Annotated in this window: 22 protein-coding genes; 9 read left to right on the top strand and 13 right to left on the bottom strand. The window is 39.5% G+C overall.

Annotated features, from left to right (window positions below; genetic code table 11):
* Positions 1–76 precede the first annotated feature (76 nt).
* The 4 genes from V7108_RS03545 to V7108_RS03530 are packed head-to-tail and all read left to right on the top strand — an operon-like array spanning position 77 to position 4,122.
* Positions 77–1,405, top strand: coding sequence for a UDP-glucose dehydrogenase family protein (locus V7108_RS03545; RefSeq protein WP_335514569.1), 1,329 nt, complete (start codon positions 77–79; stop codon positions 1,403–1,405).
* A gap of 15 nt (positions 1,406–1,420) precedes the next feature.
* Entirely contained in the window at positions 1,421–1,948 is a 528-nt protein-coding gene (locus V7108_RS03540; protein ID WP_335514566.1) for a phosphatase PAP2 family protein, read from the top strand.
* A 28-nt stretch (positions 1,949–1,976) separates the two neighbouring features.
* Complete coding sequence (locus tag V7108_RS03535) at positions 1,977–3,119, top strand: glycosyltransferase family 4 protein (RefSeq protein ID WP_335567370.1); 1,143 nt, start codon at positions 1,977–1,979, stop codon at positions 3,117–3,119.
* A gap of 19 nt (positions 3,120–3,138) precedes the next feature.
* A complete protein-coding gene (locus V7108_RS03530; RefSeq protein ID WP_335567369.1) occupies positions 3,139–4,122 on the top strand; it encodes a metal-dependent hydrolase in 984 nt (327 codons plus the stop codon).
* A 56-nt stretch (positions 4,123–4,178) separates the two neighbouring features.
* On the opposite strand, the gene V7108_RS03525 is transcribed toward V7108_RS03530, so the two are convergent.
* From V7108_RS03525 to V7108_RS03505, 5 genes are all read right to left on the bottom strand, one after another.
* Positions 4,179–5,273, bottom strand: a complete 1,095-nt coding sequence (locus V7108_RS03525; RefSeq protein WP_335567368.1) for a cytochrome-c peroxidase — start codon at positions 5,271–5,273, stop codon at positions 4,179–4,181.
* 165 nt (positions 5,274–5,438) lie between these two features.
* Positions 5,439–6,776: an alkaline phosphatase gene (locus V7108_RS03520; protein ID WP_420489156.1), complete on the bottom strand. Its 1,338-nt coding sequence runs from the start codon at positions 6,774–6,776 to the stop codon at positions 5,439–5,441.
* 219 nt (positions 6,777–6,995) lie between these two features.
* Complete coding sequence (locus V7108_RS03515; RefSeq protein WP_335567367.1) at positions 6,996–7,781, bottom strand: hypothetical protein; 786 nt, start codon at positions 7,779–7,781, stop codon at positions 6,996–6,998.
* A 130-nt stretch (positions 7,782–7,911) separates the two neighbouring features.
* Positions 7,912–8,307: an acyl-CoA thioesterase gene (locus tag V7108_RS03510; protein ID WP_335567366.1), complete on the bottom strand. Its 396-nt coding sequence runs from the start codon at positions 8,305–8,307 to the stop codon at positions 7,912–7,914.
* 245 nt (positions 8,308–8,552) lie between these two features.
* Positions 8,553–8,777 carry a hypothetical protein gene (locus V7108_RS03505; RefSeq protein ID WP_335567365.1) on the bottom strand — a complete coding sequence of 75 codons (225 nt, stop codon included), beginning with the start codon at positions 8,775–8,777 and terminating at the stop codon, positions 8,553–8,555.
* A gap of 188 nt (positions 8,778–8,965) precedes the next feature.
* On the opposite strand from V7108_RS03505, the gene V7108_RS03500 reads away from it, so the two are divergent.
* Positions 8,966–9,451 carry a hypothetical protein gene (locus tag V7108_RS03500; RefSeq protein ID WP_335514548.1) on the top strand — a complete coding sequence of 162 codons (486 nt, stop codon included), beginning with the start codon at positions 8,966–8,968 and terminating at the stop codon, positions 9,449–9,451.
* 76 nt (positions 9,452–9,527) lie between these two features.
* Here the strand turns inward: V7108_RS03500 and V7108_RS03495 are convergent, their stop codons facing one another.
* The 5 genes from V7108_RS03495 to V7108_RS03475 are packed head-to-tail and all read right to left on the bottom strand — an operon-like array spanning position 9,528 to position 13,544.
* Positions 9,528–9,833 carry an antibiotic biosynthesis monooxygenase family protein gene (locus V7108_RS03495; RefSeq protein WP_335514545.1) on the bottom strand — a complete coding sequence of 102 codons (306 nt, stop codon included), beginning with the start codon at positions 9,831–9,833 and terminating at the stop codon, positions 9,528–9,530.
* A gap of 54 nt (positions 9,834–9,887) precedes the next feature.
* Positions 9,888–10,838, bottom strand: a complete 951-nt coding sequence (locus V7108_RS03490; protein ID WP_335567364.1) for a siderophore ABC transporter substrate-binding protein — start codon at positions 10,836–10,838, stop codon at positions 9,888–9,890.
* Positions 10,839–10,892: 54 nt separating this feature from the next.
* Positions 10,893–11,654, bottom strand: coding sequence for an iron ABC transporter ATP-binding protein (locus V7108_RS03485; protein WP_335514539.1), 762 nt, complete (start codon positions 11,652–11,654; stop codon positions 10,893–10,895).
* Positions 11,651–12,601, bottom strand: a complete 951-nt coding sequence (locus V7108_RS03480; RefSeq protein WP_335514538.1) for an iron chelate uptake ABC transporter family permease subunit — start codon at positions 12,599–12,601, stop codon at positions 11,651–11,653. Before V7108_RS03480 ends, V7108_RS03485 begins: the two co-directional genes overlap by 4 nt.
* Positions 12,594–13,544: an ABC transporter permease gene (locus tag V7108_RS03475; RefSeq protein ID WP_335514535.1), complete on the bottom strand. Its 951-nt coding sequence runs from the start codon at positions 13,542–13,544 to the stop codon at positions 12,594–12,596. Before V7108_RS03475 ends, V7108_RS03480 begins: the two co-directional genes overlap by 8 nt.
* 517 nt (positions 13,545–14,061) lie before the next feature.
* On the opposite strand from V7108_RS03475, the gene V7108_RS03470 reads away from it, so the two are divergent.
* From V7108_RS03470 to V7108_RS03460, 3 genes are all read left to right on the top strand, one after another.
* A complete protein-coding gene (locus V7108_RS03470; protein WP_335567363.1) occupies positions 14,062–14,805 on the top strand; it encodes a C39 family peptidase in 744 nt (247 codons plus the stop codon).
* 155 nt (positions 14,806–14,960) lie between these two features.
* The gene (locus tag V7108_RS03465) at positions 14,961–15,434 is read left to right on the top strand and encodes a peroxiredoxin (protein ID WP_335514531.1); all 474 of its coding nucleotides are present in this window, start codon (positions 14,961–14,963) and stop codon (positions 15,432–15,434) included.
* Between the two features lie 143 nt (positions 15,435–15,577).
* Positions 15,578–17,353 (top strand): ABC transporter ATP-binding protein, encoded by a 1,776-nt coding sequence (locus tag V7108_RS03460; RefSeq protein WP_420489070.1) that lies wholly within the window; start codon positions 15,578–15,580, stop codon positions 17,351–17,353.
* A gap of 21 nt (positions 17,354–17,374) precedes the next feature.
* Here the strand turns inward: V7108_RS03460 and V7108_RS03455 are convergent, their stop codons facing one another.
* Complete coding sequence (locus tag V7108_RS03455; RefSeq protein ID WP_335514526.1) at positions 17,375–18,643, bottom strand: MFS transporter; 1,269 nt, start codon at positions 18,641–18,643, stop codon at positions 17,375–17,377.
* Between the two features lie 195 nt (positions 18,644–18,838).
* Between V7108_RS03455 and V7108_RS03450 the strand changes: the two genes are divergently transcribed.
* Positions 18,839–20,686: an LTA synthase family protein gene (locus tag V7108_RS03450; protein WP_335567362.1), complete on the top strand. Its 1,848-nt coding sequence runs from the start codon at positions 18,839–18,841 to the stop codon at positions 20,684–20,686.
* A 20-nt stretch (positions 20,687–20,706) separates the two neighbouring features.
* Here the strand turns inward: V7108_RS03450 and V7108_RS03445 are convergent, their stop codons facing one another.
* Positions 20,707–21,741 carry a DUF418 domain-containing protein gene (locus V7108_RS03445; protein WP_335567361.1) on the bottom strand — a complete coding sequence of 345 codons (1,035 nt, stop codon included), beginning with the start codon at positions 21,739–21,741 and terminating at the stop codon, positions 20,707–20,709.
* 14 nt (positions 21,742–21,755) lie between these two features.
* Positions 21,756–22,256: a hypothetical protein gene (locus V7108_RS03440; RefSeq protein WP_335514517.1), complete on the bottom strand. Its 501-nt coding sequence runs from the start codon at positions 22,254–22,256 to the stop codon at positions 21,756–21,758.
* Positions 22,257–22,753: the final 497 nt, after the last annotated feature.

The raw sequence follows: 22,753 nt of genomic DNA, 5'->3' as shown, positions 1-22,753 counted from the left end.
TTTAACACCGGGTTAAGAAAGAATTCAAATTTTTCAGATAAGATTAAACAAACGACACTAATCCGGGAGGGACAAAATGAAGATTACAGTTGCGGGTGCAGGAAATGTTGGATTAGTCACAGCCGTTTGTCTGGCCGATGCGGGTCACCAAGTAACCTGTGTTGACACACAAAAAGAAAAAATAGAAATGCTCAGAAAGGGAATTACCCCATTCTTTGAACCTGGATTGGAACCTTTGTTAGAAAAAACACTCTCCAATGGGCAACTCCGCTTTACGACTGATCCGAAGCTTGCCTATTCCAATGCTGAGATTATTTTTATTGCAGTTGGAACACCTGCTAAAAAAGATGGTTCTGTGGACTTATCCTATATTTATGCTGTTTCCTACACCATTGCCGAAAATATTCAAAATGACGTAATTGTCTGTACGAAAAGTACTGTCCCCGTTGGCACAAACGATGTCATCAAGCAAATCTTCCACCATCGTAAGCCGCGGCACCTTAAAGCTGATATTGTTTCAAACCCTGAATTTCTGCGTGAAGGTTCAGCCATTATGGACTTTTATTTAGGAGACAGAATTATCGTTGGTACTGATAACCCTGAAGCTGCAAACATTATGGAACAGCTCTATCTTCCATTAAAAATACCAATCATTATAACGGACATTAGGAGCGCAGAGATGATTAAATATGCCTCCAATGCATTTCTTGCAACGAAAATCAGTTTTATCAATGAAATTGCCAACCTCTGTGAAAAGGTTGGAGCGAATATTGACGAGGTGGTATACGGAATTGGAAGGGATAAACGGATTGGGACATCTTTTCTCCAAGCCGGGATTGGATATGGGGGTTCTTGTTTTCCTAAAGACACAAAAGCATTGGTCCAGCTTGCCGGCAATGTCAAACATCCTTTTGAATTACTCGAGTCGGTCATCAAGGTAAATCAGTCCCAGCATTCCCTTCTAGTAAGAAAGGCAAAGGAAATAATGGGCTCGTTAAAAGGAAAAAAAGCTGCCTTACTCGGACTCGCCTTTAAACCAGAAACAGATGATATCCGTGAAGCAGCCTCAATCACCATTATTAAGGACTTACTTGAAGAAGGGGCTATCATCACAGCCTTTGATCCGATTGCCATTCCAAAAGCACATCAACTGTTAGGAAATTCTATTGAATACAGTACGGATATTCGACAAGCGCTTAAAGACGCAGACTTTGCTGTCATTGCCACCGAGTGGGAGCAAATAAAGCATCTGCCCTTGAATACGTTCGCTGCCTATATGAAAGAACCGATTGTGCTGGATGGACGAAATTGCTATGCACTACGAGAAGTTCAACGATACCCCATTACTTACGTATCGATTGGCAGACCTGTTATTTCAAATGTAAAGCCTATATCTTTAAAATAGAGGGAGAATCCTACCATGAGAATAATTCAATCCTTTTATCACCTCGAATGCAAAGTATTTCAAGGGATTAATAGCCATTTTGATAAGAAGTTTTTTAATCTCTTTTTTCGCACGATAACGCATATAGGAGGAGCATTCTTTATCAGTGTAACGGCCTTGTTGCTTATTATCTTTTCTTCTGGCCAAACTAGACTCGCAGCAATTTCTAGCGCTGTGTCCTTGGCTCTGAGTCATATACCGGTGCAGCTGGTAAAGAAGCTTTTCCCTCGGAAGAGGCCCTATTTATCTTTGGAAACCACGAAGATTTTGCCTAATCCATTAAAGGATCATTCTTTTCCATCTGGTCATACCACAGCGGTTTTCTCAGTTATTGTCCCATTTGTCCTGCTTAACCCCTTATTAGCCTTTTGTCTAATTCCTTTAGGGCTATGTGTTGGGATTTCGAGAATCTATTTGGGTCTTCATTATCCATCTGATGTCATTGCAGGAGCTATTCTTGGTGCAAGCTTTGGAAGTCTTTGTTTTTCTTTCTTAATCAACTAAGATGCAGGACTTGTAGAGGAGGGTTTTTATGAAAATTGCTATTTTCACTGATACCTTTTTTCCAGATGTAAATGGGGTTGCACGGACACTCAATCGATTTACTCACTATCTTGAAAATCAAGGGCATTCCTATAAGGTATTCGCTCCTAATTCTGTTCCAAATGAATATGTTTCAGACAATATTCACAGGTTAAAAAGCTTGCCCTTGTTCCTGTATCCCGAATGCCGGGTAGCTTTCCCAAACTTTTTGCAAATAAAGTCAGATATAGAGCAATTCTCCCCAGATTTGATTCATGTTGCAACACCATTTACTGTCGGTCTTTCTGGTGTTTATTTTGCTAAAAAATTAGATATTCCGGTTGTCGGTTCCTATCACACTGATTTCAGTGACTATTTACGGTTTTATGACCTAGAATTCCTTTCTAAACCTCTTTGGAAGTACATGAAATGGTTTCATAGCCCATTTAAAAAACTCTTCGTCCCATCTATGGATACGCTAGAAAAGCTAAATATCCGCGGATTTTCAAACCTGGAAATCTGGCCAAGGGGTGTCGATTGCCAGCTTTATCATCCCAATTATGATAAGGCGAGTGTTCGTCACCGGTACGGTATTTCTAAAAAATTCACCCTTACTTTTGTAGGAAGGTTGGCCCCAGAAAAGGATTTACACACTCTTATGAAAATCGCAAACTCTTTACCTGCTGGGATAAATGAACAGGTACACTGGATAATTGCCGGGGATGGCCCGCTCCTTGAAGAACTTAAAATGATTGCGCCAGCCAATATGACCTTTACAGGTTATTTAAAAGGTGAAGGATTAGCAGAAGTTTATTCAGCTTCAGACTTATTTATTTTTCCATCGCCAACTGAAACCTTTGGCAATGTTGTTCTAGAAGCACTTGCAAGCGGGACACCGGTCATTGGGGCAAATTCTGGCGGAGTGAAAAATATCGTTACACATGGCGGTACGGGGCATTTATGTGAGCCAGGCAATGCAGAGGATTTTCTCCAGCGTATTGTTCTTTTGTTAACGAATGATTCACTAAGGGCTCAAATTGCGCTTAATGCTAGGAGATATGCACTTACTCAAAAGTGGGACCAGATATTCGAAAACTTAGTGAACCATTATTACTCTGTGATCGATGAGCCTGTAAAAAAGATATATGCTTGAAGGTGAGGAGGAGTAGGATATGGATACAGTTTCTCATATTATGATCGGCTTCGGCCTAGGTGCCCTTGCTCAAATGGACCCGATGATTTCAACCGACAGCACCTTATCAACGGCTGTCCTGATTGGAACCGTAGTTGGTTCTAATGCTCCTGATTTCGATTTCATGTATCGTCTCAAAGGGAAAAGCTGTTATTACCGAAATCATCGCGGGTTGTCACATTCTCTGCCGGCCATCTTAATTTGGTCATTACTCATTTCAACCTGTTTACTCATTCCGTTCACTGGCACCTCCTTTTCCCACTTATTTTTCTGGACATTACTTGCTGTATCTATCCACGTCCTTTTTGATTTATTTAACGTAAATGGGACACAAGCATTTCGCCCATTTTCGTCAAAATGGTTTTCCTTAGACTTCCTTCCCTTGGTCGACCCCTATATAATAATGTTTCATATTCTTGGATTCAGCCTGCTGCCTTTCTATGCTCCAGGCAGTGTGTTTTCTGTTATTTACCTAGTAATCGTCTTTTACCTTTTGATCCGTTTGACAGCAGCCCTGCTCTTAAAAAGGAAACTAACACTGCATTTTCAAAATGCCCTGCAAATAAAATTGATTCCTAAAACTTCACCTTTCCAGTGGAGCATTCTGATTGAAACGGACTTGGACTTTTTATTTGGAACTTATTCGCAAAGCCAATTATGGATTGAGCATACGTTTTCCAAAAAAATAGAATACCCGGAGTTAGTTTTATATAGCTGTAAAGATCAGCAGGTAGATAACTTTCTTAGAAGTACTCATTATGCCTTCCCGTTTGTTCAAAAAAGGAAAAGCGGCTATTTCATTTATTGGAAAGATCTTCGTTTTCGCTCAAAGAAATTTTTCCCTAAGCTTGCTATTGTGTTTATTTCATTAGGTAACGAAAAACAGGTTTCTTATTCTGGGAAACTAGTGTCTATTAAACATTACAAAAGGGTAATTAAGAACTTGGCAGCGTCAACAAAGTAAAAATCCTGAGCCACTTTGCGTTTTACTCAAAACGCCGGGTGGTTCAGGATTTTTTGTTATGGAAGCTCTGGTTTTTTAAATACCGGCGGCTCCCCACCTAAGGTTTTTAAAAACGCTAATAAATCAGCCTTCTCTTGTTCTGTTAAGCCTAGGGGACTCATGAATTTTTGCATAAAAAAGCTCTTATTCGGGTGGTTATCTCCCCCGCGGTTATAGTAGTCTATTACTTCTTCTAACGTGGCTAGACTGCCATCCCGCATGTATGGTGCCGTGTGAGTAATTCCATAAAGGCCAGGTGTACGAATTCTCCCCAGGTCAGTTTCTTGTCCCGTCACAGCTTGTCTGCCTTTATCCTGGGTATTGATACCAATATTGTAAAAATTGTTATCTGAAAGGTTCGGCCCATTATGGCAGGTCACACAAAATGCTTTTCCTGTAAATAATCTCAAGCCGCTGATTTCTTGGCTTGTCAGCGCCTCTGTTTCACCTTCAAGAAACCTATCGTAGGGTGTGTCCTTTACAACGATTTGCCTTTGAAAGGCAGCAAGCGCTTTTGCGATATTTTGTTCAGTGATTCCATCGTTAAATGCCGCTTGGAACTTTTCTTGATAGCCTTGGATCGCAGATAGTTCTTGGATGAGTTCATCTAGCTGTTGGTTCATCTCATTAGGATTTTCAATTGGTCCAAGTGCTTGCTCCTCTAACGAAGCAGCACGGCCATCCCAAAAATTTGTACTGTAATAGCCTGCGTTTATAACCGTAGGGCTGTTTCTTGCCCCATATCCGCCAGTATACATATTAAAGGTAGCCTGATTATCTCCATAGCCCATTCCAGGGTCATGACACGTTTGACAACTAACCTCGTTGTTCCCAGAAAGCCGTGGGTCGAAAAATAGCATCTGCCCCAGTTCAAGTACCTCCGACTTCATCGGATTGTCCTCAGGAACCGGTACCTCCCCAATTGGAACAAGTGTTGTATGATTGCGGAGACTAGTTAGAAGCTTCTTTGGATCAAGATCACTCGCTTGCGCTGCGGCTTGCTCCTTTACAGGCTGCTTTATTGGTGCCTTAACCTCTTCCTGCCCTCCGCACGCTGATAAACCGATACAAATTAAGGTTGTTAAAACCGTGCCCTTCACTAACCTATTCATAGTAAGAAAGCTCCTCATGTTTTTTATCTTATCACCATTATAAAATTGGGCTTATTAAAAAGGAGCTCCACATTGTGAAGAAATTAGTAAAGTTGTTCCAGGTGTCCGCCTGAGGTGGACACTGTCCACGAGCGTTGCCTGTCACCGTCGGTGACAGGCAACGCATTATTTCAAGATATCAAAGATGATTTTCGCATGGTCAGTGTTATCAATTTGACCCGCGAAGCGTTCGCTTCCCGGTCCGTACGCATAGACGTTTACGTCTTCGCCTGTGTGTCCTTTGGTTGTCCATCCTGTTAAGGAACGCAAGTTTATTATTTCTTTAATGGCGCTGTCTATGGTACTGACATTCATGGTTCTTGCTGCTCTTTCTACTGATTTTATTTCATTCTTTGTTAAAGGCAGGTCGATATACTTCGTTAAGGTTTCTTTGACAGATGCTCCTTCGGCTATTTCCGCGGCCATGTAATTAGGTGTGCGCTTAACCGCTTTTATCACAGAACTTAACCAATTATATTGATCCTGTGCTCCTATCGATAACCCCCCTGTTGAATGGTCAGCCGTTGCAATCACCAATGTGTGTGCGTCCTTTTTTGCAAATTCAATGGCGGCTTTGAATGCTTTCTCGAAATCTTCAATTTCACTCATAGCACCCACAATATCATTGTCATGTGCGGCCCAGTCAATTTGACTTCCTTCAATCATAAGAAAAAAACCATTTTTGTTCTGATTTAATCGTTCTATTGCAGAAGTGGTCATATCAGCCAGAGATGGTATGCTTTTAGAACGATCAATCATCTTTGGCAGCCCTTTCGGTGCAAAGAGCCCTAGTACCTGAGGATTATGATCTTTTTCCATTTCTTCAAGGTTCGTAACATAGCTGAATCCGTCTTTGACAAACTCTCTCACAAGGTTCCTATCTTTACGGATAAAAAAATCGGAGCCTCCTCCAAGCATTACGTCAATTTTATGTTTGCCATTTATTAAATCCTGATAATACTCGTCCGCAATGGCATCCATGCTATTCCGGTTGAATACATGAGCACCAAAAGCGGCAGGGGTCCCATGGGTGATGGGGGCAGTGACAACGATCCCTGTTCCTTTTCCTTTTTCCTTTGCTGTTTCTAGGACAGATTTCAATTTTGCGTGATCGCTCCCTATGCCGATTGCCCCATTGTAGGTTTTTACACCAGTTGCCATTGCGGTTGCTGCAGCTGCTGAATCTGTTATATTATAACTTGGGTCATTCGGAAAGGTTGTCTGCTGGCCCACGAGATACGGTCCAAACTCTGTTGATTCAAGCTCGATAGTAGCCGGGTCATCTTTTAAATAGCGATATCCTGAAGTAAATGATACACCCATCCCATCACCAATTAGAAAAATAATATTTCTAATTCCACTACTATTCTCATTTGCTTTACCTATCTCCGGATAGTAGGTTCCTGTGATTAATAAGCTGATAACAACTAAAAAAATCCATTTACCATGACGTTTCATGAACATAAAATCCCCCCTATATTATCCTGAATCAAATATAATTATTATGGATATAGGGAGTACAAATTATCCACAAAAACACAACCACCGACATAATAGAAAAAAAGGGATTGAGCATGATATGCCCAATCCCTTTTTTGATACAACTGTCCGCCTGAGGTGGAAAGTGTCCACGAGTAGTGCCTGTCACCAAATTTTTTTCGTCATTTTTTACACCAAATCTTATCACTTAAGCTCTCTACAAAAACCTTCTATATCTTCAGGTGATGTGACTGTTTTTTCATGTTCTTCTTCATGTGAGAATCTGCAGAAGTAGAACATTTTGTCACGATACTCATTTTCAAATTGATTTATATCTGAGGGGGAGGCAGCTAATTTGCTATAAAGCTCTTTTGGATAATAATTGATTTCAATATTATTGTTTTTAAATTGCCTATCTTTGACCAGTTCCCACAGCTCGTAAATTTTCTGTAACTCTTTCTCTTTTTCAAAAGGCTCTGCAAAATTTACTACATGGATACGTTCGAAGCTCTGAAGAGGATTTTCATTATAAATAGTTTGATAGCTGTCTTCAAATCGATACTTCTCCCCAATCTCTTCAGGAAAAGAACCATAAGCATAGATTTTTCCTACGTCTTGAAAAATAGCTGCAACCAGAGGCAGCATTTCTTTTTTAAACTGTTCTCCCCAATTTCCCTCTTTATAATTGTCTTCTGTTACTTGATAATTCTCAGAAACATTCACCGTGATAGTCATTTCTGCATTAGCCAAAGGATGAATCTGAAGGGTAAAATCACCCTCATCATCGCCTAATATTTTTGTATATTCGACATTATCGATTTCAAACTGCCCGCCATATTTTTCCTTCAGATATTCTAATGCAGCTTTTTCAGCTTTTGGTTCATTTGCTCCATAGTAGACAAAGTCTAAAGCATATACTCCTAATAGTAAAAATGGTGATAAAACGATTAACCCCACTAGTATCCCAATAATCAAAAATACTTTTTTCATATTTTCCCCACAAATAGTTATTTTTTGGAATCCTGTTCTATCATTTCTAAATCTTTAAAAAAGTCAAAATAAAATACTTTCTAACAGAAAAAAATCCCTAAGGATACCACTCCTTGGGATTTTTCATTACTTATTTAATCAGAGATAAATCCAAACCGAATGGATTATCCTGAAGATTGCGAATCTCATTTGGAACCGTAACCTTTGTCCTTTTTTCACGGTCAATGGTTGCCAGCACTACCTCAGCAGAAGCAGTTAGTTCATCCTTTTGATTCATCACTAGTTGCTTCAGAGTAAAACTAGTACTCCCTACCCGTTCAAGCGATGTTCGAATTTGCAGCCTATCCTTTGAAAAGATTTCCTTCTTAAAATCCACCCTGATATGTACTAATACAGGTTCAACTCCTGCAATACGAATATATTTATACCAATCTGTACGTGCCTCATCCAAATATTCATAGAGTTGCACATTACTAACATGAAATTGGTTTGTTTCCGCAACAACCTCTTTTTCAGTATAAGCCATGAACCCCATCCCCTCCAATTGTTGTCATAATATGTATTTCACTGCACCCAACTGGAATACCTGCAAAAGCCCGACACAGCAGGGAAAAGAATTCTTGTGATAGCCTTTAAAATCTCTTCTCCCCCTTAGCATAACAAACCTAAAACAACTAACTATAAACTAGTTTTGAAACTCTAAATATATATTTCCCTATTAAAAAATGAAGCTCCTAAGGAAACTCCTTAGGAACAACGTCTAGTATTTTTTTAGCCGGCAGTTTTTGCATACTTTAATGGTTTGATTAGACTCATTCTTTTGCGGATATAACAGCTTAATTCTTGTCCTCCCGCACAACGGACAAGTCCCGCGGCCTTTTGATGGCAGATAATTAATCGTTTTGCCCCTATTCCTCTTCGCCATTTCAATCCCCTATTCGTAATTAATCTTGTTTCTTTATCTAATGATGGACTGGCATAAAAATTGTTAGGCATTTGATTGTTTTTGAGACAATTTCTATAAAAGTGTATGCCGAGTGTCCACCTGGGGTGGAAAGTGTCCACGAGCGGTGCCTGTCACCATTTTTTATCACCAATTTTTATCACCACTTTTTATCACCATTCTATTCTTAATACATAGTGGACTTCCGGTGGTTCATATAATGTTGGGTGGAGGTGGTGTGATGGTGAAGCGAGTGTTGGCCGTGGCGGTGTTTGGGTGTTTGCTTGTTTTGGCTGGTTGTGGCGGGCCTGTTCAGGATGACATTTTAAATTATATAAATGAGGAGTTGAAGACCGCACAGACACTGGAGGAGAAGGCGGTTTCTGCGTATGAGGGTGTGGCTGGTGCAAACTATACAGATGATCAAACCATGTATGATGCGCTGGTGAATGAGGTAATTCCCACGTATACCGATTTGTTGAACGAATTAGAGACTGTAAGCATTGAAAGTGATGAACTGAAGGAGATACATGCGATTTACCTGTCAGGTGCACAGAAACAATATAGTGCCTTTGAAAAAATCATTGAGGCAATTGAAAAACAAGATTCCGGAATCATTGATGAAGCCAATCAACTTTTAGAAGAGGGGCGCCTTGAAATCGAGGACTATAATAATCAACTAGACGCTCTGGCTGAAGAACACAACGTGGAGATTGAAAAAAAATAACCAAAAAGAGGCTGACACAAAGGGAAAAACCTCTCCCCCCTCGGTGTCAACCTCTTTCAATCACTATCACGGTCTATTACCCTTTAACATAGTATAGATCCATGCTTGATTCAACAATATACTCGGGTTTTTCTGCCCCGCGCTTTGCTTTATGCCCAGCGATATGCTCAGGACTCTTCTCCCAGTTTTTCCAGGATTCTTCAGATTCCCATTGAACCATCACCATAACTTCTTCTTCACCGCGACGAACCTTTTTTACCAGAATCTGTCTCCCCAAGTATCCAGGCTGCTGTGCTAACAAGCCGCCTCGGTTAGAAAAGCTCTCAACTACCTGCTCACCAAAACCTTCTTTAACAATGATTCTTCTAATTTGATAAAACATTAACATCCCTCATTTCAATAATGGTGACAGGCACCGTACCTCTACTTCAGCAACTTATAATGCTGCTTCGATTTCTTCCGCCATCATTTTAACAGATTGTAATCCGCCTCCGCTTAAGTACCAAGCGTCCGGATCAAGGTAGATAACTTTGTTTTCTTTAAAGGCTGTTGTCTTTTTCACAAGTTCATTTTCGATTACCTTTTCTGCACCAGCTTCTCCGCCTACAGCTGAGTTACGGTCAATAACAAACAATACGTCTGGGTTTGTCTCCATAATATATTCGAAGGTAATGCTTTGACCATGCGTGGATACTTCAATTTTCTCATCCGCTGCTCCGAATCCAAACACATCATGGATGACTCCAAAACGAGAACTTGGACCATACGCGCTCACTTTTCCTTCATTTGCTAAGACGATTAACGCTTTTTTATCAAGTTGTGAAGCTTTTTTGTTTAACTCCTCTACGCTTGTGTTGATCTCTTCAACAGCGCTTGCGACTTCGTCTTTTTTATCAAAAATTTCACCAACAAGGTTCATATTTTTCTCAAACGACTCCATGTATTTTGTATAATCTAATTCCACATATACAGTTGGAGCAATCTCTGCAAACTGTTCGTATAATTCAGCTTGTCGTGTAGAAATAAAGATAACATCCGGCTGCATAGCATGAATGGCTTCAAAATCTGGCTCTTTCAAGCTTCCAACGTTTGTATATTTATCACCAGCGTATTTTTCTAAATAAGAAGGAATAGTCGTCTGTGGAACTCCCGTTACTTCTACACCTAATTCATCTAATGTATCTAAAATTCCAAAATCAAATACTACTACTTTTTCTGGATTTTTATTAATTTCAACTTCTCCATACTTATGTTCAATCGTCAATTTCTCCGCTGCTGCTGTTTTCCCATCACTTGTATCTGACTTACTTTCTTCCTTCGCACCGCCACAAGCGGCCAATACAAAAATCATAGAAATCATAACAACTAAAAAACTCCACTTTTTCATATCGTGATCTCTCCTTTTTGCTGTTTTCGCAATGATTGTTAAAAAAGCCTTTAATTATGAACTAAAATATACACAGATACGGCAGCCGCCCATTTGCTGAATCGGAATATCCATATCGTAAATTTCTTTTAATGCAGCAGATTGGATAATCTCCTCAGTTGGTCCGTCCTTTACGACCTTACCGTCCTTCATCGCAACAATTCGATCTGAATAAACGGACGCAAAGTTAATATCATGGAGCACGATGACAACCGTTTTTCCAAGCTCATCCACAAGGCGGCGCAATATTTTCATGATTTGCACGGAATGCTTCATATCTAAGTTGTTTAACGGTTCATCAAGTAAGATGTACTCCGTATCTTGTGCGATAACCATAGCGATAAATGCCCGCTGCCTTTGACCTCCGGATAACTCATCTAAAAAGCTATTCTGCATTTCAGTCAGGTGCATGTATTCTAGTGATTGATCTACAATCCGTACATCTTCCTCCGTTAACCTTCCCTTCGAATAGGGAAAACGTCCAAAAGAAACAAGTTCACGAATTGTTAGACGAACATTCATATAGTTAGACTGTTTTAAAATTGATACCTTCTTAGCAAACTCATTCGACTTCATCTTTTTTACATCGGATTTATCTATTAGCACTTCACCTGTATCCGAATCAAGAAGCCGGCTGACCATGGATAATAAGGTTGATTTACCTGCTCCATTCGGTCCGATGAAGCTCGTGATTTTCCGAGGCTGGATATCAACAGTCACATCTTCTACAACTGTCTTTTTCCCATAAAACTTTGACAATGACTGGACACTAATCATGCAGCTTTTCTCTCCTTTAACAGTAAGTAGATGAAGTAGACTCCACCAATAAAGTTAATAATCACACTTAACGTGGTTGAAAATGTAAAGACACGTTCAACCACCCATTGTCCGCCAACAAGGGCGATCACACTCATGAAAATCGCACCCATTATTAGGACAGTGTGTTTGTATGTTTTGAAAAATTGATAAGATAGATTGGCAACAATTAACCCAAAAAAAGTAATCGGTCCTACTAAAGCAGTTGAGATTGAAATGAAAACCGCCACAATCACAAGCATTTTTTTAACAATCGAATCATATGGAACACCTAAATTAATAGCTGTGTCCCGCCCTAGTGATAACACATCCAAATACTTTAAAAAACGCCAAGCATAAATCATCACAAGCAAGACTATGATAATTGCCAGCCAGACCAAGTCAGAATTGATATTGTTGAAGCTTGCAAACATACGGTCTTGAACAATCTGAAACTCATTCGGGTCAATTAATACTTGAAAGAAAGTTGAGATACTTGAAAAAAATGTTCCAACAATGATTCCGACTAGCAGTAAAAAGTAGATTGGCTGATTGCCCTTTTTAAATAAAAACTTATATAAAAGAAGTGCAAAAATAATCATTACCACAACAGAAATTAAAAAGTTCACCTGTTTATTGACCATAATCATGTGACCAGAACCTAAAAAGAATATGATCAATGTCTGCAAGAGCAGATAAAGTGAATCTAGACCCATTATGCTTGGGGTTAAGATTTTATTATGAGTAATCGTCTGGAAAACAACGGTTGCATAGGCAATCGTGACACCCGTTAACACCATTGCTAACACTTTAATGGTTCGTTTCGGAAGAGCATACCCAAAACTTCCATTTAATTCATGAAATAAATAGATAGCACAAACTCCCGCAGCGATCAACGCGAGAACAACCAATTTTAGTGAATTACGCATATGCCTTCCTCCGGAACAATAGGTATAAGAAAATTCCGCTTCCGATTACACCAACCATGAGACTGATCGAAATCTCATAGGGATAAATTAGAATTCTGCCCAATATATCACAAATCAGAAGGAAGATAGCCCCAAGAAGTGCTGTATGCGGTAAGGTTTTTTGCAAATGATCACCTTTAAAAATCGAGATGATGTTTGGAATAATCAAACCTAGAAAAGGAATGATCCCAACGGTTAAAACAACTGTGGTGGTTACGAGTGCTACTAGGATTAAGCCAATATTGACAACACGCCGATAGGCAAGCCCAAGGTTTTTCGAAAAATCCTCACCCATGCCTGCTACAGTAAAACGATTGGCATAAAAGTAGGCAATGATAAGGATGGGGATACTTATGTAAAGAAGTTCGTATCTCCCCTTCATAATCATGGAAAAATCACCTTGCAGCCAAGCAGACATGTTTTGAATGACGTCAGCTCGATAGGCGAAAAAAGTAGTCACAGAGGACAAGATATTTCCGAACATCATACCAACCAGCGGTATAAAAATAGCGTCTTTAAACTTAATTTTGTCTAGTATTTTCATAAACACAAACGTCCCGGCAAGTGCAAAAGCAAAGGCTACTGCCATTTTTTCAAGCATGGTAGCATTTGCAAACAACAGCATGGAAACAAGAATTCCAAGTCGGGTTGCATCCAGCGTTCCAGCCGTGGTCGGTGAAACAAATTTGTTCCTGCTGAGCTGCTGCATAATTAATCCTGCAATACTCATTCCAGCTCCTGCAAGTAAAATTGCCACAAGCCTAGGCAGCCTGCTTATCAGGAAAATCTGGGTTTCTTCTGATTGAACATCTAACAGGTCCATTGGTGTTATACTGCTTACTCCCACAAATAAGGAGGCAGCAGATAAGACTATTAATGCTAGTAGTAAGTATCGTTTCTTCATAGTAGTCTCCAACATTCTTTTTTCTATGATTCTCACTTAAATGAGAATTATTATCATCAATAGACAAAATAAGAATAGTTATAACTGATAACCATTATAATTCTAGATGAGAATCATTTTCACCTATTTACAAAAAAATATCATTGAGAATCATTATCACTAATTATCAAAAAAGTATCCATTGAGAATTGTTTTCACTTAATCTCAAAAATAAACGGCATTGAAAATCATTATCAACGCCCCTTACATTTGATTATAAACAGTGATAATTTTCAAGTCAACAGGTTAGTGAGAACTATTTTCATTAATTTCTGACTAATTTGTGACATAAACAGGTTGATAACCTCGTAAACCTCAAATAGCCGCTTTATGAAATATTCCAATAAATCCTTCATTAATAAAGGTAAATCTATCTAGATGAAGAATTAGTAAATAGGGATATAGTTGCAGGTAATCTACGTAAAGCGTGGACTCTAAATCTAAGAGATTACAAAATGCAGAAAAAGGAGTAGATTTTATGATTAAGAACCGGCCTAGAGTATTAATCGTCAGTCTCCTTTTAACTTTCCCAATCTATCAAGCTTCTATATCCCCTATTAAAACCAATGCTGAATTTAAATCAAATATTCATATTAATCGAACTGTAGTCGTTTACCATAAGCAGCCTCCCCTCAAGGAAAGTGTCCTCCTTAATGTTCCAGCAATACAACAATTCCCTGAACTGCCTAGAGGCTGTGAAGTAACGAGTTTGGCGATGCTATTAAACTTTGCTGGTGTGCTTGTTGATAAGCTTACCCTCGCTGACGAAGTTCCTAAGGTTTCATATTTAAGCGAAGGATTTTATGGGAATCCCCATCATGGATTTGTGGGAAATATGTATACATATAATGAACCTGGTTTAGCCGTCTACCATGAAGTAATAGAAGACCTCGCAAATCAATACCTGCCAAACCAAATCGATAATATGACCGGAGAACAATTTTCTGCTGTACAAAAGAAACTCAACGAGGGGAAACCGGTTTGGGTGATTGTTGGCAGCAGGTACACTTTTTTACCTGAAGAACATTGGGAAACCTGGAATACAAGTGATGGGGAAATTAAAATCACCTTCAAAACCCATTCCGTTCTCGTAACAGGGTATGACGAAAATAACATCTATTTTAATGACCCCTTCTACCGTGACCAAAACAGATCAGCCAATTTCGAAAACTTTGTAGCCAGCTGGACCCAATTCGGGAGTCAGGCTATAGCGATTAAATAAAATGTGGTGCCTGGCACCCTCTTTTTTTTGTCTAATTTTTCATGAACCGGGAAACCTAGGTAAGTGAATTGGTTTAATAAGGCTGATTTCGTAAAGATTGTTGTTAACATCCCAAGGCTGATTTTAACGCAGCCTTAAAGAAAGGAGGAGTTATTTTGGAAGCAAGTTTGAATGTTGGGGATACTGCACCTGATTTCTCACTGCCTGCAACAACAAAGGACCCGCTGTCACTTTCTGATTATCGAGGAAAGATGAACGTGGTTGTTGCCTTTTATGGGATGGATTTCACACCTGGCTGAATTAAAGAAATTTCCTCTTGGAAAGAGGATTATAAAAGATTTGAACAGCTAAATGCTGAAGTCCTGGGAATTAGTGCGGACCATGTTCATTCACATAGAGTTTTTGCCGCCAGCATGGGGACATTACCCTATCCCTTAGTATCCGATTGGAAGAGACAAACGATAAAAGATTACAAGGTGTTTAACGAAAAAGGTGAAGTCGCGATTCGTTCTGTCTTTGTTATCAATAAAGATGGAAGGATCACCTACATCAACAACTCCTTTAAGGCGGATAAAAAAGACGATTATGAAGCAGTTTTTTCAGAATTGGAAAAGCTGTCAACTCATTAAACAGAAAACATCTCCCGAAAAATTCGAGAGATGTTTTTCCTTTTAGTGAACGAGCTTTAAACCCACCACAGAAAAAACATTGCATATGCTACCATTTGAACGTATCATGCTTATTGATAAATTCTTTTTATAAGGATTGGAGTATGCAAATGAACACGAATAAAGACGGTCTTAAGCCATTCATCTCCCTGATATTATCAACAAAAATCCCTAAGCTTGCATTAGGAATCGGATTAACTGCGAGCCTGATAACCACACTCGCAGGTCTTCTTGTTCCCGTATTGACGAAAAACTTAGTGGATGGCTTCTCACTTTCAACCTTAAGCATTCCGCTCATGATAGGAATTGGTGCAGCGTTTATTTTTCAAGCGGTCATCAACGGGGTATCCATTTATCTGCTTAGTTTTGTCGGACAAAAAATTGTCGCCCGGCTGCGTGAACGAATGTGGGTAAAAATGATTCGATTACCCGTCCATTATTTTGATAAACAATCCAGCGGAGAAACAGTCAGCAGGATTATTAATGATACGAGTGTCGTAAGGGATTTAATCTCTAACCATTTTCCGCAATTCATTACAGGGATCATTTCGATCATTGGAGCGATTATTATTCTCCTTATCATGGATTGGAAAATGACATTATTAATGCTAATATCTGTCCCTCTTACCTTTATGATTATGATGCCCCTTGGCAGAAAAATGGCCAAAATCTCACGTGGTTTACAAGATGAAACGGCAGCTTTTACGGGGAACATCCAACAGACACTCAGTGAGATCCGTTTAATGAAGGCCTCCACAGCGGAGCAGCATGAAGAAACAAAAGGATTATCGGGAATTGTAAGATTACTCAGGTTTGGTCTTAAAGAAGCACGGATTACAGCTTTAATTGCTCCCACCATGTACCTGGTTGTCATGATCGTGATTGTGATGATTATCGGGTACGGCGGAATGAGGGTTGCCAATGGAACGATGTCAACCGGCTCGCTAGTTGCATTCTTACTTTACCTTTTCCAAATTATTTTTCCCATTACTAGTTTTGCGATGTTTTTTACCCAGTTACAAAAAGCAAAAGGGGCAACCGAGAGAATCATTGATATATTGGAGCTTCCATTAGAAGAAGGACAGGAAGGGGTGGAAATCGACATTACCAATAAGCCCATCCAAGTACAAAATGTTTCGTTTGCCTACAGTGAAGATGAACCTGTCCTTGAAAATGTTACATTTGAAGCACTGCCTGGGGAAATGATCGCCTTTGCCGGTCCCAGCGGCGGCGGAAAAACAACCATGTTTGGCTTGCTTGAACGCTATTACGAGCCAACTTCAGGACAAATACTGGTTGGTGATACCCCTATCACAGAACTGTCAATAAAAACATGGCGCAGTCAAATTGGATATGTTTCACAGGAAAGTGCCATGATGGCAGGAACCATTCGTGAAAATTTATGTTACGGTTTACCGATCGGTAACGCCATTGAAGATGATCGGCTTTGGGAAGTAGCGGAAATGGCGTATGCTGATGAATTTATTCGATCTTTTTCAAATGGATTGGACACAGAAGTTGGCGAACGCGGGGTAAAACTTTCCGGCGGACAAAGGCAGCGAATCGCGATTGCACGTGCCTTTTTACGTAATCCCAAAATATTAATGATGGATGAAGCGACAGCTAGCTTAGACAGCCAATCTGAAGGAATCGTCCAGCAGGCATTATCACGATTAATGGAAGGCCGAACAACCTTTGTGATTGCCCATCGCTTATCCACCATTGTGGATGCGGACAAAATTATTTTTATTGAAAAAGGTCAAGTCACCGGAATTGGAACCCATCACGAATTAATACAATCCCATGATTTATATCGGGAATTCGCTGAACAGCAATTAACGAGCGGAGACCTAGAGCATAATAAAGGTGCGGTAAGCTAAGCTTACTGCACCTTTTTCATCTTAATTCTGGGGTTGGTTCTCAGTTATCTGGACATGCGGGCCTTTATCTTTTTCTTTGAAGAGTGGAACCACCAATAAAGTTCCAATTAGAAACAACACACCAGATACGGTATAAACACCGGATATCGTCAGCGGTATTTTGACAACACCTGAAATTGACATTCCAATCACCATCATTCCCATGAACAGCGGATTAAGTACTCCATTCACACGACCGATAAATGCCTCTTCTGTATATTTTAGTATAATCGTGTTAATTCCAATATGGATACATGGGAAGAACATTCCATTCAAGACCTGCAAAATAATCGTTATCACAAAGCTTGTTGACCAGCCGATCCCCACCGTAAACACCATACTTGCAAAGATCCCAAGGGCTAGGAGCTTTTGCGGAGAGATTTTTTTAGCAAAAGCCATCACGATTCCGCCGCCGGCCAGCATCCCAATCCCATTCGCCATTAACAGCCATTGCATATATTCCTTAGGCAGGCCTAGGTTTTCCATTGTCACAAAAATCATTAATGGTGAAAGCAGCCCAACAGCTAATCCGCATACAGCAAAAATACTGCCCATGGATTTCAAAATCTTATTTGACATCACATAACGGAATCCATCTGCTAGTTCTTTCTTAAAGTTATTTTCAACACCTGCTTTTTCCTTTTCTACATCACGCGGAAGAAACATGAGTACGAGGCCTGAAAGTAAAAACATTGTTCCCATCACACCAATCGATACATAAATTCCATACCTTTGATAGACAAGTGTTCCGATAACGGGGCCAATCACCATGAAGATGGCCATCAACGATTGAAACATTGCCATAACGGATTGCAATTGTTCACCTGGAACATGCTGCTTCAATAGTTTCATGGCAGAAGGCATAGAAAACTGTGATAGAATGGCTGAAACAAGGGTTGCTAAGAAGATCGCCTGCCAGGAACCAAATAAAAGTGCTAACAGCACCAATCCAATCGATACCGCAGATAACATGTCACACCAAACCATTGTAAGTTTTGGCTTCCATCGGTCTGCAAATGTACCTCCAATAAACGAAAAAATAAAGATCGGTGTAAATTCAACAACCGAAATCAACGAAACGTACAGCGGGTCATTATTTGTAATATCAGTAACATATAATAAAATAGCAAAATTTCTAATCCAAATCCCTAACTGAAGCAAAAAGTTCGAACTCATAATGGCCAATACAATTCGATTTGCAAAGATATTTCCTGTTGAAATGGCTGACGAACCATCATTGTTATGCTGCATTGTATTCCTCCCCAAAACTTTAATATAGTTATTTTTGCCAAAATTCTGCATAATCATATCATACTGGAAAATTTATTTCACCAATACCATTGGGCATTTATAGAAAAATTTACAATCTATTTACCATTTTAGTTGATAGTACTGTAGAAGATTTGATAAGTTTATGAGAGAAGAGCTTTTTAGAGGTGTTGTCTTATGAAAAAACATTGGGGGATTTCTATAAAAGACTATTTCCTCCACCCCCTCGTATTAATTTTTGCAGTTTTATTTATTAAGATTTATGCTTTTCAGGTTGTCGTTTTTGAGAATAAATCGTTTTTCCATGTGTTATTTGTTGAATTTCCAATGTGGGCACTCTTACTAACTTTTTTAATTGTCTTTTGTAAAAAAAGGACCTGGCTGGCTATTTGGTTTTACAACCTTATCCTATCGGTGCTTTTTATCGTTGTCGTCTACTACACCAGGTATTTTTCAACGGTGCCTTCCTATTATGATGTCAAACAAATTTATCAATCCAATTCCGTTGGCGGTACCGTGGCACTACTCGGTACACCATATGACTATTTATTTTTCTTTGATGTCGTCATCGTTCTCCCGCTGATTTGGTTGCTCAAGAAGAATAGTGCATCGTTTGCTTCTGTAAAAAGATGGGGAATTGGCTTTGGCTGTATCGGGCTAATTATGACGGTTATTGCTTTTCGCTATCCCTTAATTGATGTGTCGTACTTTGCCAAAAAGCATGGCTATATTCAATCACAGTTCGTTCAAGCATATGAAAACAGCCTGGGAACGGCCTTGGCCAGCCAGGAGCGCTTGTCAGAAAAAGAGATTGAAAAACTTAAAGGCAATACGTTTGTCCCTGCTGCACAACACGAAAGCTTTGGTATCGCAAGCAATCGCCATGTATTTATTATCCAGGTGGAATCCTTACAGGAATTTACCATCAATCAAAAAATCAATGGTCAAGAAATTACGCCAAATTTAAATGCACTTTTAAAAGACAGTGCCTATTTCAATAATGTTTACCAGCAAATCGGTGCAGGGAATACATCAGATGCAGAATGGTTAATGCACACTTCCCTTTATCCTGAAGGCATGGATCCAACCGTTAACACAATTGAAGAAACGGAGATCCCTTCTCTTGTAAGGACATTACAAAAGAATGGCTACGGGACTGCGACGTATCACGCTGATGATATTACGTATTGGAGCCGTGATAAATTATATCCAGCACTAGGATTTGACTATATTTACACGAGCAGCGAAATTCCGAATGAGAAAGTAATTGGTTTTGGACCCGCAGATGAAGTGCTATTTACCTTTGTCGAAGAACAACTACCTAAACAGTTGAAAACACACGATAGAATGTATTCCAATATTATTACACTCACAAGTCATACACCGTTTGAAATGCCCGAGGAATATGCGTTTCTGGACTTACCTGAACACTTTAAAGAGACCTATGTCGGAAACTATTTTCAATCTGTTCGATATACAGATGAACAAATCGGGATTTTTATTGACCACCTAAAGAAACTTGGAATCTATGATGAATCAATTATTCTCATTTATGGGGACCATTCAGGGCTGCATGGAGCACCGGTTACAGAAAATGATAAACTCCTTTTAAAAGAAGTATTAGGCCATGAATATACTATGCAGGATCGTTTTATTGTACCTGTTATCTTTGCTGTTCCGGAGCTGTTTAAGGGGGAAACGTACTCCCACCTCGGCGGCCAAATTGACCTTATGCCTACCCTTTTAAACTTGCTGGGCATTGAGCATGATACCCAAATGATCGGGCATAACTTGTTTCAATACAAAAAGAACCTGCTTGGTATGCGGTATTACCTCCCAGGGGGATCATTTATTAGTGATAAAACGTTTTACATGGCACCTAGCGCCAAGCTGCCTGCCTCCATCTATGACCGAAAAACAATGAAGAAAACAAAGAATACCAAAGACCTGCAAAAAAGTATCGATAATACGTTAAAACTTATGGAATACTCGGATTATATTCGTAAGGAACAAACAGAAGAATAGCAAAAAGAAGGGCCTAATTGTTATGAGATTAGCCCTTCTTTTTTTCGTTTTCTCATTGGGGGCATGTCCAAGTATGTGAGCCCTCTCCATATCCATTCCAGCGGTCCAAATTGGTAGAATCGAAGCCATACAACACTGAAGACAAGCTGAACCGCATAAACGATTAAACAGACAACAAGAGACTCGAGATAGGTTAGTGCGTCAAACAAGTTAAAAACATAACCTGCTAGATAGATAAAAACTGTCTGAAAGATATAGTTCGTCAATGCCATCCGTCCATAGCTTTTGAGAGGTGCTAACAGCCTTTGAACAATCGGGATATGTAAAAGCAAAATAAGAATACCTGCATATAAAGCCGAAACAGCTGGCCCAATCGTAATTCCAATACTTAAAAACATGTAGGTAGTTTCATCTATTCCCCCCTCAAAAAAACCAATGGGGGTGGATGGAGCATGTTGAATTTGATTAATCATGCCAGCCAAACTCACTAAAAACATAACACCAGTAAACATGGCTACTTTTTTCAACTTCCCTCCAAGTTCTTCAAATATCCGATATTGACCGGCAGCAATCCCCAGCAGTATTAACGGTACCACCATAAACAGTTTAAATGCCATGATACTTAAACCAACGAGGAGGATTAGGCCAATTCCAAGATTCAACTCTTTCTTTATCTTGTAAAATGGGAGTAACAGAAGCCCAGTAACCGCATAAACACTTAAGGCTTCACCTGGATGAAACTTTACATGAAACCATCCCAGGATAAATAACACTGCCATTCTGCGCAAAAACAAAACATAACCATTTTTCCCCTTCGCATTGGCTCTAGAAATAAACAAGTAAAACCCAACACCGAACAGGGATGAAAAAAGCGTATAAAATCTGCCCTCGACAAATAAAAATAGAAACCGTTGATAGCCCGCATTCCAGGATCCAGGCTCCGGAAGTTTAACCGCCATGAGCGGCAGGATATTGACTAGAATGATCCCCAAGAGCGCAAAGCCCCGTAAGTAATCCAAAATATCAATTCGTTTATGACTGTCAGTTGGCTGCATTTTCCCCACCCCGATTAAATTGGTATGAACATATGTATAAGAAAAACAATGAAAAATACCATTGCTGTTGTCAGATGGAATTTCCGCCGAAATCCTGAAGATTTTTTATGGCGTAAATAGCCTGCTGCTAATGTAACGAATAGTATGGCAATCGCTAAATAACCGCTGACTAATTTCAGATTATCATACCCAACAGCCGGCGCAATTTCATATAGGTTAATCGCAGCATGACCAATAATGATTGTTGTCGCTGTGACTGCTATTGAAATATGCCATTTCATCATGGACCTTGAAAACTTCGCAAGCCGTATCTTTACCTGCCTTACGGATGTTTTACGAATAACGAGAAAAATGAAATACATATTGATATTAATCAAAAACAGCAGCATAGCAATTTGTGCTAAAAATTGGGCCGTTACCACTAAACTGCTGTCATGCGGCCGGAAAAACCAGATATAGATCATTGAAAAAACAATGAAACAACTATTTACTGCAATCCAAAGTTTATGGTGCACGCTTATCCCCCTTTTTTCGGACGTTTCCTTAATTTCTGCGAAAAGTAAATTTTATCTATGTTCATTCATCCGCAACTATTCTTCGACATCCGCAACTATTCTCCGACATCTGCAACTATTTCCCGCTATCCGCAACTATTTTCTGCCATCCGCAACTATTTTCCGTCATCCGCAACTATTTTCCGTCATCCGCAACTATTTTCCGCCATCCGCAACTATTTTCTGCCATCCACAACTATTTTCTGCCATCCACAACTATTCTAATTCCATTATATCTGTGTAATTTAAAATATAACTGCGATTATGTAAAACTCTAATCTCCTAAGCAATAATTTTCTCTTTAAACCAGAACCAAGTTACTAATCAAATCATACTTTATTACTACAATAAGTAAACAAAAAAAAACCGTGGACCACCTGCTGCCACGGTTCAAAGCAATCGCTGTTGTGAAAGAGTAATCCATCCTTGTCAGCCATACAAGCTTGGATTATTTTTTA

It is taken from the genome of Neobacillus vireti, from assembly GCF_036962345.1.
Taxonomy (GTDB): domain Bacteria; phylum Bacillota; class Bacilli; order Bacillales; family Cytobacillaceae; genus Neobacillus; species Neobacillus vireti_A.
This window is presented reverse-complemented; position numbering and strand designations above follow the sequence as displayed.